The organism is Citrobacter sp. wls716 (genome assembly GCF_005280975.1).
GTDB classification, from domain to species: Bacteria; Pseudomonadota; Gammaproteobacteria; order Enterobacterales; family Enterobacteriaceae; genus Citrobacter; species Citrobacter youngae.
Genome location: NZ_SZWX01000049.1, coordinates 451530 through 466054 on the forward strand (window position 1 = coordinate 451530; position 14525 = coordinate 466054).

Annotated in this window: 10 protein-coding genes, 1 tRNA gene and 1 pseudogene; 2 read left to right on the forward strand and 10 right to left on the reverse strand. The window is 45.7% G+C overall.

Annotation, left to right across the window (positions count from 1 at the left end):
- The first annotated feature begins 61 nt into the window (after positions 1-61).
- On the forward strand, positions 62-1831 hold the full coding sequence (locus tag FDX24_RS18465) for an iron ABC transporter permease (RefSeq protein WP_005133551.1): 1770 nt from the start codon (positions 62-64) through the stop codon (positions 1829-1831).
- Positions 1824-2894, forward strand: a complete 1071-nt coding sequence (locus tag FDX24_RS18470) for an ABC transporter ATP-binding protein (RefSeq protein WP_101742737.1) — start codon at positions 1824-1826, stop codon at positions 2892-2894. The genes FDX24_RS18465 and FDX24_RS18470 overlap by 8 nt, the downstream gene beginning before the upstream one ends.
- 309 nt (positions 2895-3203) lie before the next feature.
- Here the strand turns inward: FDX24_RS18470 and FDX24_RS18475 are convergent, their stop codons facing one another.
- The 10 genes and pseudogenes from FDX24_RS18475 to FDX24_RS18525 all read right to left on the reverse strand — a co-directional run bounded on the left by FDX24_RS18475 (position 3204) and on the right by FDX24_RS18525 (position 14488).
- The gene (locus FDX24_RS18475; protein ID WP_252362827.1) at positions 3204-4754 is read right to left on the reverse strand and encodes an LA2681 family HEPN domain-containing protein; all 1551 of its coding nucleotides are present in this window, start codon (positions 4752-4754) and stop codon (positions 3204-3206) included.
- Between the two features lie 480 nt (positions 4755-5234).
- Positions 5235-5411: pseudogene (locus FDX24_RS23880) on the reverse strand (transcriptional regulator); the annotation flags it as partial.
- Positions 5412-5670: 259 nt separating this feature from the next.
- Positions 5671-5746: transfer RNA gene (locus tag FDX24_RS18490), tRNA-Thr, on the reverse strand.
- A 165-nt stretch (positions 5747-5911) separates the two neighbouring features.
- On the reverse strand, positions 5912-6376 hold the full coding sequence (locus FDX24_RS18495) for an isoprenylcysteine carboxylmethyltransferase family protein (RefSeq protein WP_137364729.1): 465 nt from the start codon (positions 6374-6376) through the stop codon (positions 5912-5914).
- Positions 6377-6568: 192 nt separating this feature from the next.
- Positions 6569-8017 (reverse strand): EAL domain-containing protein, encoded by a 1449-nt coding sequence (locus tag FDX24_RS18500; RefSeq protein ID WP_137364730.1) that lies wholly within the window; start codon positions 8015-8017, stop codon positions 6569-6571.
- Between the two features lie 341 nt (positions 8018-8358).
- The gene (locus FDX24_RS18505; protein WP_137364731.1) at positions 8359-8832 is read right to left on the reverse strand and encodes a hypothetical protein; all 474 of its coding nucleotides are present in this window, start codon (positions 8830-8832) and stop codon (positions 8359-8361) included.
- Entirely contained in the window at positions 8807-9538 is a 732-nt protein-coding gene (locus FDX24_RS18510) for a winged helix-turn-helix domain-containing protein (protein ID WP_137364732.1), read from the reverse strand. Before FDX24_RS18510 ends, FDX24_RS18505 begins: the two co-directional genes overlap by 26 nt.
- Positions 9539-9682: 144 nt before the next feature.
- On the reverse strand, positions 9683-10378 hold the full coding sequence (locus FDX24_RS18515; RefSeq protein ID WP_043015294.1) for a fimbria/pilus periplasmic chaperone: 696 nt from the start codon (positions 10376-10378) through the stop codon (positions 9683-9685).
- Complete coding sequence (locus FDX24_RS18520) at positions 10375-11991, reverse strand: fimbrial protein (RefSeq protein WP_137364733.1); 1617 nt, start codon at positions 11989-11991, stop codon at positions 10375-10377. Before FDX24_RS18520 ends, FDX24_RS18515 begins: the two co-directional genes overlap by 4 nt.
- A gap of 4 nt (positions 11992-11995) precedes the next feature.
- Positions 11996-14488 (reverse strand): CS1-pili formation C-terminal domain-containing protein, encoded by a 2493-nt coding sequence (locus tag FDX24_RS18525; RefSeq protein WP_137364734.1) that lies wholly within the window; start codon positions 14486-14488, stop codon positions 11996-11998.
- Between the last annotated feature and the right edge of the window lie 37 nt (positions 14489-14525).

Genomic DNA, 14525 nt, shown 5'->3' on the forward strand with positions numbered 1-14525 from the left:
GTACGGTTCACTGGTGCGCCTGGTACTCGCTTCCTGAATTCGTGTTACCGGATCTCCGCTTATGAATGCATTACGCAGAAAGTGGCAAAGCTTGCCGCGCGGCATCGTCGTGCTGTTAACCGCGCTGGTTATCTACACGCCATTGTCGTTCATCGTGATACAAAGCTTTTTGTCCGCGCCGTTTTTCTCGCCGGCAAAGGACTGGAGCCTTGAATCCTTTGGCTTTATTTTTACCGACCCTGACTTCTATAAAGCGCTGAAAAGCGGCTTTATTCTCGCATTCGGTCTGGTCATTATCGCCATTCCGCTGGGCGGCATTCTGGCCTTCCTGATGGTGCGTACCGACCTGCCCGGCAGACGGTTAATTGAGCCATTGATCCTTGTACCTATTTTTGTTTCACCGATGGTGCTGGGTTTTGGCTATGTGGTGGCCGCAGGGCCGGTAGGCTTCCTGTCACTGTGGGCACAATCGCTGATTGGCTTCGTGCCGTGGAATATCTACGACATGTCGAGCATCGTGGTCATTGCTGGCCTGACACACGTACCGCACGCTTATCTGTATATCTCGTCAGCGCTGCGCAGTGTGAGCTCAGACGTGGAGGAAGCCGCGCGTATCTCCGGCGCTTCCCCGCTACAGGTGATGACCTCGGTCAGCCTGCCGATGGTTCGCCCCTCGATTCTGTACGCCGTTGTGCTGCTGTTTTTCCTCGGTCTGGAAGTCTTTGGTCTGATGCTGGTGCTGGGCGATCCGGAAGGCAACATGGTGCTGGCGACCTACCTGTACCAACTGACCAATAAACTGGGTACGCCGTCGTATCACCTGATGGCGGCGGTCGCGGTGGTGCTGATTTGTCTGACCATCCCACTGGTCATGCTACAACGTCGCCTGATGCGTACCGCTAACCGCTTCGTCACCATGAAGGGTAAAGCCTCGCAGGCCCGCGCGCTGCCGCTGGGTAAATGGCGCTGGATAGCGGGGGCTGTGGTGGCGTTCTGGCTAACCATCACCATTGGCGTGCCGCTAATGGGCGTGGTACTGCGTGCGTTTATCTCCAACTGGGGCGTAGGCGTTTCGCTGTGGGATGAGCTGTCGCTTAGCACCTTTCGCACCATCTGGGAACAGCCGAACCTGTTGCGGGCCATCGTCAACTCCATGGCGATTGGCGTAATAGGCGGCGCACTGGCGGTAGGTTGCTATCTGTTTATTGGTATCGCGATGCACCGCAAGCCGGATAACACCACGCGTTTTCTCGACTACAGCGTGCTGGTGCCCCGTGCGGTGCCGGGCCTGCTCGCGGGTCTGGCGTTTTTGTGGGTGTTTCTGTTCTTACCGATGTGGCTCGATAACGCGCTGAAATCCGGCTGGTTATCCGGCATGCCGTGGTCGCAGTGGTTGCGAGACACGCTGATTGTCTGGCTGCGCTCGCTGCGTAGCACCATTTTCAGCGTCTGGCTGGCGTATACGGTGGTGTGGATGGCCTACGGCCTGCGCCTCATCTCCTCAACGTTGCTACAAGTGGGGCCAGAGCTGGAGGAAGCGGCACGCAGCACCGGTGCGACGCGTGGCCAGATTACCCGCCACGTTACCATTCCGCTTTCGCGTTATGGGCTGATTGGCTCATGGCTGCTGATGTTCCTGATCTTTGAGCGTGAGTATTCCACGGGCGTCTATCTGCTGTCGCCGGGTACGGAAACCATCGGCTCGATGCTGGTATCTCTGTGGGCGGCAGGTGCTATCGACATCGTCGCAGCACTCTCGTTTATCAATATTCTGTTGGTGGTGGTGGGCCTGGGTATTGCCCTACGTTTTGGAGTGAAATTACATGATTGAATTATCGGTCGAGAACCTGCACTTAACCTACGGTGATAATCCGGTGCTAAAGGGCGTGACCATGGACCTCAAACGGGGCGAAGTGGTTTCGTTACTCGGGCCGTCCGGGAGCGGTAAAACCACCCTTCTGCGCGCGGTAGCCGGGCTGGAAAAACCGACACAAGGGTCAATTACCATCGGCAACAACAAGGTCTACGACGGCACCCCGCGCAGCGAAATCCCCGCCGAAGAGCGTAATCTGGGGCTGGTATTCCAGTCCTATGCCTTGTGGCCGCATAAAACCGTATTTGAGAATGTGGCCTACCCGCTGAAGTTGCGCAAAGTCTCCACCGCAGAGATCAACCAGCGGGTACAGGGTGTGTTGGATCAACTGGGCCTGGGACATCTGGGTAAGCGCCATCCGCATCAACTTTCTGGCGGCCAGCAACAGCGCGTAGCGATTGGCCGGGCGCTGGTTTATAACCCACCCGTGATCCTGCTCGATGAGCCATTATCCAACCTTGATGCAAAACTGCGGGAAGAAGCGCGCGTATTCCTGCGTGAGCTGATTATTAATCTCGGGTTGTCCGCGCTAATGGTGACGCATGACCAGGGAGAAGCGATGTCGATTTCTGACCGCATTTTGTTACTCAACAACGGCAAAATTGAACAGCAGGGTACGCCGCAAGAGATGTATGGTTCCCCAAAAACGCTGTTCACCGCTGAGTTTATGGGCAGCAACAACCGTCTGCATGGCAAAGTCACTGACGTGCGTGACGGCAAAGCACGTATTGAAGGACGCGACTGGGTCCTGTGGGGTCAGGCGGGCGACGGCGTTCAGGTTGGCCATGAGGGCACCGCGGTGATCCGCGTTGAACGTGTGGCGCTGGCCGACGGGCCAGGCGAAAACCAGTTGGCTCTCCCGTTGCTCACCAGCATGTATCTCGGTGACCGCTGGGAGTACCTGTTCCGCACCGTGGCTGATGATTTTGTCATCCGCGCCTACGGCAACGAAGTACGCGATCCTCAGCACTGCCACCTGGCGTTACCCGAAAAACATGTTTGGGTGTTCCCAAAATCCTGATGCCAGAAGGGAGCGGCTGTCGCTGCTCCCTTTTCTGGAGGAAGGATAGCGGTAATACAGAAGATTTATTTGAGTACAATGAGATGATGATGACATCAAACGGCCTGGGCCTGGTACAGGAAATGGGAAAAATCAGTCCGAGGAAATAGAGAAATGGTGCCGATAATAGGAGCAGATAACAAAGATAACCATTTGTTTTTACTAATAAAAATATAAGCAAAAATAAAAAATGCCCCCACATATGCCCCCATCATCACCACCTGCATTTGTGGGATACAGAGAAATACTAATAGACACTGAAGGAGCACACTAAAAAACCTTTCTCTCAATGGTGTTTGAGATGGTCAAAACATCATCAGGGATATTTCGTTTTCCCTCGATACGTACTGTGAGCATAAACAAAATAATCGCTGACTTAACAATTTTCATGAGTTGTAATAGATGCTGTTCAAATTCTTCTTTCTCAATAAATTTTACGTCATCAAAGAATTTATATGAATCATATAAATCTATAAGCATTCCCTTTTCGTGAATTACTAATAACTTATGTTCTAAATCATTCCTCCACTCTCTGAAAAAAGCAAGTTCACCATTTTTATCATTCAAATCCATTGCAATACTAAACAAGCCAAACAATCCTTTATTATTTATTTTGTTTATTTTATCCTTTCTTTTTTCATCACGAATCTGCCAGAAATTGTGAAAATAAATGTGACCTCTATCTGGTTTTAAATCAAATAATTTACATAAAGCAACTGCTATTTTATCTAAGATTCCAAAACACGATCTAAATGATATTCTCAACTTCTCGACATTTTCATATAGAATCTCGCCATTATATAACTCCGAATAACAAACCTCAGAATCCGCATCAAAAAACTCACTACCAAATTTATATTCAAAAAACATCTTTCTCGCAAGCGAGTATTCAGCTTTAAGTCTGTTCAACACCATTTCCATTGGTACAATAAAGTCCCCAAAAACTCCCTTCTCGGCAGTTGCAATAGTTATATTATCTTTAGATGATGCGTAACAATTGCAATATAGAGAATGTTCAGACAACATTAAATTATTATCTATGCAAAATTTCTGATAGTGTGATAAAGCCTCGTATTCCTCACGAGTGAGTCGTTCATCTGTTCCTACATCCTCAACGTCATCTATACATGAGTCCGCTAATAGATCTTCGTTGTACTTTATTTTTCTTTGATAGGTTGCAATCCATTCAGGGATACACTTTCCTGTATTTATTGCACACTGATAACCTCGAATAACTTCCCTTAACATTTTTAATGTATATGTGGTAGATAAGTCATTAAGTAACTCTAAAGTTTCAGACCTGTTGACCCACGCCTGCGGAATTGAATCATCAATAGCTATAGCTTGATCATAATAATCCATTGATTCAGATATACGATACTGTCTTTTTAATGCATTACCTAAATTAACCATTAACTCAGGATGAACATCACCTTCTTGCCTAGAGAATATATATGATTTCCAGTAATTATTTTTTACCTCATTCAATTTAATGAAAGTATCAATATTTGCATCGTCACGAGAGTTAAAGTTAACAACTGCGCTCATACCGTTTGCCAAGTTATAATAATACGAAGATTCTGTTGATATGGTTAAGATATCTTCCTTATTATTTATAAAAATGTTCAATCCTTCTTCCGCTATGCTTTTCTTATTACTAAAGCTTCCAATATCAATAAGATTTCCAGCTAGGTTAGATAATATTATTATTCTATTTTTATTGATAGTATTTAAATTATCTAAACCTTTCAGTAATTCCGTCACAAGGTTATAGGCAGAATCAAATGATCCTGCATTTATGAGATCATTGATATTTCTCATTTTCAAAACCACATAATTGATATCTATTCAACCCTCTACAAGCTAAGCCTATGCTGCTTAGTATTATATGAGCCTGTTCGATAGAAAACATGTGGCTTCTAACTAAAATTTTTTTAGGATGACCAAAATCGCACTACACCGCACCCACCTGCGGTTTTCATATCACTAAAATTTTTCAGTTGTGATTTTTTACAAACGATACTGCCAGCCCGCGTCCGTGCTGGGGATGCACTGCGAAGAAGAAACTGAAAAGAATGAAAAGAAATTCAGCTTTTTTCAGTTTTAATGTCCGTCGCATTTGTGGCCTGAATACGCAACACTATGATATTAAATGGATAATTTATTTTAGGTGTGTGATTTTATGAAGATTTGTGAAACATGAAAAACATAACCAGTTGAAAAATAATAATTTTATATCCGTATAAACTGAAATCCTGTGTTCAGGTTCCGGGAATGGATCGGCCATTCCCGACGCATACTTTACCCATTCTTTTGCGCAGCCAGCAGCAACTTTAAAGCCTTTTCCCGTTCCTCGGGTGGAATTGCATCAATTAGCTCTTTAACCCTCCCTTGCCCGTTCAGCGCGCTTGGACTAACGGAATGGGAGAAAGCAACATTCATCACAAACGAGTGACCGCACTCCACATTAGAGCAATAGGTTCAACCTGAAGGTACAGGCCACCTCCATCAGATAGCTTATAGCTCTTCTCTTTTCCTTTAGCGGCTTCAACCTTGCGGGCATTCAGCATCATTGGGGGCACATTTCCTAGACCGAACAGAACATGCCCCCGATTGTGCCCCCAATTGTATGTTGATTTCAAGAGATAGGGGTTGACGTCAAATGACGAAGAATCGCGTAATATCTATGTTTTTAAAGGTTTTTGTTGATTTGAGATGACTTGGAAATACTAAGGGATGGTGCCGATAATAGGAGTCGAACCTACGACCTTCGCATTACGAATGCGCTGCTCTACCAACTGAGCTATATCGGCCCTGATAAGGACATGCCCACGAATGCGAGCACGGGGTAGAAGGTTAAAACTAACCGGGCGATGCGTCAATGGCCTTGTGAATCAAACGCCTAATTTTGCATCATCCGGTTTCAATTACGCACGAATCGTGTCGTGACAGGAATGCTTGTACCCGGTCGGGTATGACTATAGCCAGCGGCGAACCTGTCGCTCAAAGCGATCCCATTCCAGCCCGAAATGTTTTCGCAATTGTTCCTCTTCAAAATCAATATGCAATCTGGCAACCGCCAGCATAAACAGCGGTACAGCCACTACGCCAGCCGGACTGCCGATGAACAGAGCAAAGGCTAGCTGGAGTCCGCTCATACCAAGGTAGATCGGGTTGCGACTCCAGGCGTAACATCCGCCGGTAACAAGCGTGGTCGATTTATTTGCATGAAGCGGATTCAGGGTCGTACGTTTCATCCACATTTGCCATGCGGTATGCAGTATCATCCACAGACTGACACTGGCCAGTAATGCGCTTATCACGATATTTACCGCGCCAAATGTGAAACGTGAGCTCGCCGTCAACGCATCGGCAACGAGGAAAAGTACTAAGATGAGTGGCGGCGGAAACCAGGCTCTTAATTTTTGCAGGAAATGACGCATGGCTATGGACTAACCTCGGAAGCGGTTTGATTAACGCTGATACCGCTATAAATACCCTGTAAAAGACACATAAACAAACGATGCTTCATTCACTACAGGCTTTCGCCTTCACCAGACAGGCAGGATCTGTAGCACTAACCTCTGCAAAAATACCGGCATCAGAGGCATCCGCCCCTGATGTTCCCGACAGGTTTACGCTGAAAAAGTTGAATCCGACGCTGATTCAAACAGCCCTACAGACTGCTTGTAAAAACGCATAAAATCATCAAACATCACTGGCGGTAAAAATTGATAGCCCTGCAGGTAATCCACATTATTTTTCCCCAACCATTGCTGCTGATAGCCATATTCAACGCCTTCCGCCACCATGCGTAATCCCAGGAGCCCGGAAAGATGAATGATTGACTCGAGCATAGGGATATGTTGCTCAGCTTCTTTAATAGCCTTGATGAACGTTTTATCAATTTTGATTACATCCAGGTCTAACTCATTGAGATAGCAGAGGTTAGCGTATCCCGTCCCAAAATCATCTAAAGCAAACAGAACTCCTCTGTTTCGCAACGATCGTATCAGCTCTTTGATGGCTGGAGTGATAGTGAGAGTCTGATTTTCGGTTATTTCAATCATTAATTTTATCGGTAGCCTTTGCGTTATCTCCATAAAATTAAGGCATTCCCAATAAAAAACGGGATTACTTAAACCTGATGGACTAACATTAAAGGAGACGAATAGCGTTTTATTTATCCCCTCGCTTCCGTCGACCAGATTACGCGCAACGGTGGTCATTAAATAGCTCGTTAACTCATTCATTAAGCCACTTTTTTCAGCCAGAGGTATAAACTCACGCTGAGAAATCGCATAATTATGGCCCTGTGGCCATCGAGCCAAAACCTCAACGCCACAGACGTCCCCATTGATATTTACGATGGGCTGAAAATAAGGAATGATTTCTTCATTCCTTATTGCCATACTCAGTCGACCAGAATCTGAGACATCATATGCTTCGCCGTAAATTGCATTCTCACCAGAATAATTGTTTGTCGGGTAACCTTCATGCAATAAATTATTCCTGGTTAAAAAAATGATGGTTTCATTAAAATGAGAAAATCCCAGGCGAGCGGTTATCCGTTCCCGATATCGATACACTGACTTAGTTGTTAGTGAGTTAGCAATACAAAAATCGTGCAACTTTTCTTTTGTGAATGATGCATACAACATTTCCTCTTCAAATTCAGTCAAATGAAAAGTAAACATCGTCGAACCTTTAGTGACCTCCACAACCTCATTGGGTGCCATTAAATTGGCTCTTAGCTGAGAAATCAATTGATCAGTTAATTCTCGTCCATTAATGAAAGCATACTCCTCGTATCCTCGATTAACAGAACGAGTTTCATTCATCCGAAGAACAATACAGTTTATGTTGATAAACTGCGTGCTATTTCTCTGAAACCATTTCCTGACCAGGAGCAATGGTAACCGGTTATCGATCACCAGCAAACAGGACGGGTGTCGTGGAATAACTGACTGCGTACCAGACATAAATGTTCGCGCATCAACCAGTACCAGATTTGGCAGCCATGCTTTTATCCCTGAGAAAAGAAAAATATCATAACTGAGCAGAAAAACCTTTTTCATATTCATAGTTACCACCAACTTAAATTTATGGCATAGCAGGTCCCTCGTTATATACACGAGAGAATATACAACACCTTCAGCCTCCAGCAATTATAAGGCGGTTCGTGAACTAACTTTATCCATAAGTCATATCACGTAGTTTCAGATTTTATAATCACAATTATCCATATGCGTATTCCCATTAAATGGTAAATCCATTTTAAATATCGAAAAAGGAAAATTCCTAATTTTCACCAGTACAAATCCTTTTACTCATTTTCACCACAAGGCAAAATAAAAGACTGCAAACACAAGAAACAACAAAACATACAACCACAAAAATCAAAATACTAACATATTACATCGATTCATGCTGCCCGACAAACCATGAGCGTACGTCGCAGATCTCTTATCGCATAGACATTTCCGGCGATACGGATGACCTTATAATAGAAAATATCCTGTTGAGACATAAGCAGTTCGGTAATTTCATCGGGAACATTATCATTTTTGTTTTTGACGATAGCCTGGCGACGAGTTTGCAAATATCCGTCGCGGTCTTTGCCAATAAAATTCAGAACAACATTACGATCTACAGCATAGTGCTTACCTTGAATATTAAGGCTCCCTACCTGGGATACCCGCCCTTCGGTAGTGGAAGAAATACGAAAAACCAACAGAACTTCACCTTCAATTTTTACCCCCTGAGTTTGCGCCTGCAAATGAAGGTAATTCTTGGCAGAGCAGGTCAACGTCTCAGGTTCTTGATGGCGATAAAAAAAGTATGCTGTTATCACAGCAAGAAAGATCCCCCCGCTAATAAAGATAATTTTCGCATTCACGGGCAACCCCTCCTTTATCCAGCGTACAGATCCCCAAAAAATTCTCTTTAAGATTATTACCTGCCGATAAATTATTATCATCATAAAAAACAATTGTTTTCTTGCCATTATGACAAATTGTATTTACTTTTCGCCACATATCAGAAGATAAAAATGCCTTCGTTTTATCAGCATTATTGTCATCGGCAGTATAAAGTTCACAATCACCTATTGCCCTGATATAGATAAAATTCGTGGTACCTGAGTTAAGAACTGGCAATATCAAAACCGCGCTCCCAAGAAAAGCGAACAACAAAATGAACAGAAGAATATTTTTGCGTTTCGGTGTTGCGGGTAAATTCACCGTTTCTGTTACCGAACGAACAGGTACATCCCTACTGAAAGATGACTGTTCATCATTGACCGAAGCATGGAACAAAAATCCCTGCCGGGGCAACGTTTCAATGGGGTTTTCGGCCCCCAACTCACTAAATGCTTTTCGCAATATACTGATACTTTTATTAAGGCTATGACCCGATGGGGCCATGCCATGCTTCTTCCATACTTCTTCTATGATAAACTCACGGTGGAGTTGTTGATTTTTATAGGCAATGAATAGCTCAAGTAGTCTCGCTGTAGATGCCGAAAGGATTATTGTAGTATCGCGATGTTTCAGGCTTTTTCTGGTGGAATCGTACTCAACCTGATCATTAATTATACTTTTCATACTACCTGACTCTTAAATACCGTGACATGGAGTACAAATGACCAAAGTTTCATCTGTGCCAAGCTGATTACTGCATTGTATAAAGATAGTTACAGTATAGGTTCGATATCTAACCATGACATATCGGATCAGACTCAATACTTACTATTGATTGAGTTTGAAGCACCCCTGACCCACTGGAATGTATTTCTGCAACGCTACGATAAACTTTCGGTTTTTAGTTTTCAGCTCGCTGCTACGCCAGGTTTCACCCGGCAACACATAACGCATGGTGGCTTCATCATCGGTTGAGTTACACCCCTGATGTACGATAATTTTAAAAAAAGTATTCCCGGTGTTTTTCAATGTTCCGTTAGCCTCATCAATGGTGTAGGCCAGATTTATGTTTCTCGGGCGAACAACCAATATGGTGTCCATAGCGATCACCGGGAGAGCCTGCCCGCCTTTCCCTTGATTACGTTCAGTAAACAGCGTGATCGGCATTTCACGAAACAGAATTCGGTAATAGCGTTCTTTATCATCCTGCGGCCCACGGTAGAAAATCTTAAAAAACTCACTCGCCTGCGGAGCCAGTGAAAAATTCAGCGGAGTAAACAGAAGTTCGCCTTCAGCAATAGCACTCCTGTTTTCTCCTCCCGGTCCCGGCTTATCAATTTTTACTGCGCCGATACTGTATAAATTCTGTTTCTGGCTATCGTTATAGATTCGTTTACTGATAAATGATTTATCCGACGGCATCTCATAAATGGTCGACTCCAGGTAGACTGCCTGTGTAGAGAATGCTGTCAGACCGGAAAGTAGAATAAATACCCATCTAAGCGCCAGACGACGGCGGTTCATGGCGTCACTCCCACCCAATTCGCCGTGACTTTTATCTCTCCACTAGCGCTGACGACACCTTCCCAGTCAGCGCCGGAAACGGTTAACATCGAACGCGAATCATTCATTGGGAAAAGCAACTTTAAATCAGTAGCATAATAGCTTCCATCGTCATTGTTATTTGCGTCCCAGGGCGTCTGTTGCCACTGCGCATCTCTCATACTGACTGCCGCTTCACTGCAGCTATTTCGTTTTTGCACCACGCCCCCCGACTGACTGTTGTACTGAAGAAAAGCGGGAATGGGGACGGACAGCCCGCCTTGCGCAGACATAAACAGACAGTAGGGCACACTGTTTATCGTCGTACTTTCCCCAATAACTTGCGCGGTGATACTGTCGGCCTGACGGGGGCCTGAGACGGTTACGGTGTAATCCATTTCTATAGGAGCGGCATCACCAATCGTGCCACTACCGCTCGCAGAAGCTGTGTTGTCCGAAGAGACGATACTGATCCCATACTCCTTAGGCACAATATTGAGCTGTAGCGAAGGGGTAAACTGGTAGTGTCCTGACTCTGGTGTTAAGCCATTATAAAAGCCGAAGGTAAAGGGCTGACTGTTAGTAATGCTGATCCCTGAATCGACAAGATTCTTCAAAAATGCTTTTGACAGAAAAATATAAATGTATTCTCCAGAGGTCGTAAAAACGTTGTAATAAGCAGTTGAAGTACCATAGTTATACCAGTTTGAACCATTCCCGGAGTATCTCACGGTGGCCGCTCCGGGCGTAAAACCTAGCATCGCCGTGTCGACAAAAGCGCGAAACGTCAAGGAGGCGGTCAGATTGGCCGTTTGTTGCAAGTTATAACTCACCATTTTGCAAATCACACCGTCAGTACCGCCCACCACGCCAAGTTCACAATAACCAGAGTCTTTGGTGATGCTCGGCGTACCGTCGCTGGCAACCCAAAGCTCCTGAAATGCGTTAGTCGAGACAAGTGACAGATGACCGCGTTTAGTTAACGTGTAATTGACGTAATTCCATGATCCTGTCGATTGGTCTTTGCACCGTTGCCCGGAAGAATAATCATAATTTACAGAAGTATAACAGCGGTTGAACACATAGGTTTCGCTGCTACCGGTAGGCACATTGCGAAAGTACTCATAAGCAGTATCGGTCAGGGAAGCGAATCCGTAGGCGCCACCAATAACGCCTGCGACAGAGCCGACCTGCGCATGATAAAAACCGTTTTTGTCTGTGCCCAATCCGGCAATAAACCCGGTTGATGGACATTGAGTGCCACTATAACAACGGATTCCCCGGAAAGGCCCGTTAATCGGGGAGTTATCAATCCACATGTCCTGATAATAATTTCCAGGCGCAGTCCAGCCAACAAAACCTAAATACCCGAGACTGACCTGAGAGGTACCGTATTTTATCCACGTGTTTGACCCGCTGAAACGCGGATCAAGTGCCGATGGGGTAATAAAGTATTCACTATCAATGGCATTTTCGATAAACAAATAGTTATTACTGACTGAGCCGGAAGAGATTGCATTCAACGCCAAAGCAGGCACAGGTGAAAAACTCCCTACGGTACAGATTACAGTAGCTAATTTAATCAATACTTTCATTTTATTACCTCTGCGCCATCGTGGTTTGCGTTGCACATTTCACATCACCAATCCACGCTGCGCCCCGTGCTTTTTCCAAATCAAGATCGGCTTCGCATATGCTGCCATTGGCTGAAATTAACGTGATGACCGGATACTTTTTATCGATATCAATAGCAAACTCACCCTTCTCATCCGTACGCGTTTTACCGATGTGGTTATGGATATCGGTATTTGCAGCCAACTGCCCATCGGGATAACGAATGCGCCCGAATACGGTGACCATGCTTTTCACTTCAGGGTTGATAACACCCACATTACCCGGATATAGCGTCAGCTCCTGTTTGCGTCCTGAAACAATATCGAAGCTGTCCTCAGAGTTTTTATCATTGAGGATTTCCAGCTTGTACTGAGCATAGGGCGGCAGTGCAATGAAATTTGATTTACCGCTGAGAAGATAGTTGCGGTTATTAATCTTCGCAGCCAGTTTCCCTTCGCCGGTCAAATCTGTTTTCACAATGATGCCAGACCGCTGCCGCTCTTTACTCAGGCCGAAATCTTTACCTGCCCACGCCAGAGAACCCTGGGAAGAGAAGTTCATATTGGTGGAGTTGTCAGCAGAACGCGTTACCGATACGGTGCCGGCGTTATATTTCGTGTCATAACTCAAATTGCCGTTTACCGAATAATTATTGTCGTAATACTGTTCACCACTCAGACGCGTTGATGCCGACAATCCGACCGATTTAATCGGGCCCTCAGCATACTGCTTGCGCGCGCTGAGATTACCCTGAGTACTGCCATAGCGATCCCGGGAGACGCCCATGCTCAACCAGGATGCCAATGGCAACGATAAATCCAGACTGACATAACGTTCCTGTCGCCCATCGTCATTCCGGTTGTTGTAGTAATAACGCTGAATACCTGCACGCAACCCAACCGTGGCATACCTGCCTGAATAAAGGGTCGTGCTGTAGTCCAGATTACGATATTTATTTCCCGAGTAGCGATTCTCCGTCTGACTCACGGTGAGCGAACCGCCATGAGGAATAAACTTTCCGAGGTTAAGAGTCCCGCCAATGGAATAATTATCACGCTCCTGCATGGGCAGACGATCGCCAATTTTACTGTCTTCACGAGATGCCCAAAGGGAACCGTATCCCTCAGGTACATTAAGGTTGATGTTACTGATATTCCGCCATGACGAATCGTTCGCCACCAGCGTCTGATTGCCAATGCTTACGTATTCATTCACATTGAGCGTGACATCCGTTTCATTAACCGCATTGTTGTCAAAACCGTAGAGCGTGGACTTCAGGCCCAGCCCCGACAATATCGCCAGCGTCACCGATGCGGCCCCCCCGGCAATCCAGGTCTGCTCGCTGCCCAAATCCTGATAATGATTTCGCTTATAACTCACACGGTCATAATCCAGTGAACCACCAAACAGCTGCCACGAGAGCTGATCAATCCCGGCAGCTTGCTGGCGGGCAAAGATTTTATTAACCCTGCTGATACGACTATTAATTGTCCGACCATTGACCACGATATCTACCGTGACGTCATAAACACCATACGGAAAACGACTGGTATCAATTTCATAACTGCCCATATTAAAGTTCTGCACGCTGAGCAAACGCCCATCACGGAAGACATGAACCTCGCCAGCGGCTGGCAAAAATACGGTAATCGGCGTGAGTGAAAGCGCGGTATTCTCAACAACCGTACTTCCTTTGTTTCCGTAGCTCACACCGTAAATTTTCCCGCCATTCAGTGCATTCAGGCTGGCAATAGACTGGACATTCCAGGTGTCGAGCATCCCGAGCGCCAGTCGATAACCGTCATAATCACGCTCATACATCGCACGATAAAGTTTGCTGGTGCCGTTGCTGTCGCCGATGCCGTAAAACGAACCGTTAATGTTGATATGGTGCTCACGCAGCGATGTTGTGTTGTCCACCGTCAGATAGCTGCGGGTACTGCTGCCATTATGATAATCGTTGTAGTAGGTACCAAAGTTATAGTTCAGGACGTTAGAGAGAGACTCCACGCTGGAAGGTCCAAGCAGGCTACTGCGTGCGACAATCGCTTCAGTTAACGCATCTTTGCTGACAATCATCTCCAGGTGAAATGAAGAGACGTTGAGCTGCAGGCGTGCATTGTCCGATAGCTCGATATTGGTGTTATCGTGAAATTTCACATCACGAATTTTTTCTACCAACGCACGAGTTTTTCCAGATAACACGGCATTATTAGGCAATTCAGCAAGAGTCAGGGCTTTAACTGCAATATTGCCATCAACAAGCGAAATCACCGCATCGGCAATTTTTTGCTGACTTTTCTCGTCAGTCTCGTTGTAACGAATATATACCGGCACCGTCATTCCCTGCTCCAGTGAACGGGCGAAAGCACTGGGAATAACGTAATTACCCACTTTTACTGGGGCTGCATGTGAAGTTCCTGGTGTCAGCGCAAGAAAAAGACAAATGCTACCGCCGACAATATTTATTGTTGTCATATGCATCCTTACATTCCGGTATTTTTATTTATCCCGT

Excerpts from the sequence above, each read along its gene's own strand:
- FDX24_RS18465 (WP_005133551.1), top strand. The coding sequence starts at position 62 with ATGAATGCATTACGCAGAAAGTGGCAAAGCTTGCCGCGCGGCATCGTC.
- FDX24_RS18470 (WP_101742737.1), top strand. The coding sequence starts at position 1,824 with ATGATTGAATTATCGGTCGAGAACCTGCACTTAACCTACGGTGATAAT.
- FDX24_RS18475 (WP_252362827.1), bottom strand. The coding sequence starts at position 4,754 with ATGAGAAATATCAATGATCTCATAAATGCAGGATCATTTGATTCTGCC.
- FDX24_RS18495 (WP_137364729.1), bottom strand. The coding sequence starts at position 6,376 with ATGCGTCATTTCCTGCAAAAATTAAGAGCCTGGTTTCCGCCGCCACTC.
- FDX24_RS18500 (WP_137364730.1), bottom strand. The coding sequence starts at position 8,017 with ATGAATATGAAAAAGGTTTTTCTGCTCAGTTATGATATTTTTCTTTTC.
- FDX24_RS18510 (WP_137364732.1), bottom strand. The coding sequence starts at position 9,538 with ATGAAAAGTATAATTAATGATCAGGTTGAGTACGATTCCACCAGAAAA.
- FDX24_RS18515 (WP_043015294.1), bottom strand. The coding sequence starts at position 10,378 with ATGAACCGCCGTCGTCTGGCGCTTAGATGGGTATTTATTCTACTTTCC.
- FDX24_RS18520 (WP_137364733.1), bottom strand. The coding sequence starts at position 11,991 with ATGAAAGTATTGATTAAATTAGCTACTGTAATCTGTACCGTAGGGAGT.
- FDX24_RS18525 (WP_137364734.1), bottom strand. The coding sequence starts at position 14,488 with ATGACAACAATAAATATTGTCGGCGGTAGCATTTGTCTTTTTCTTGCG.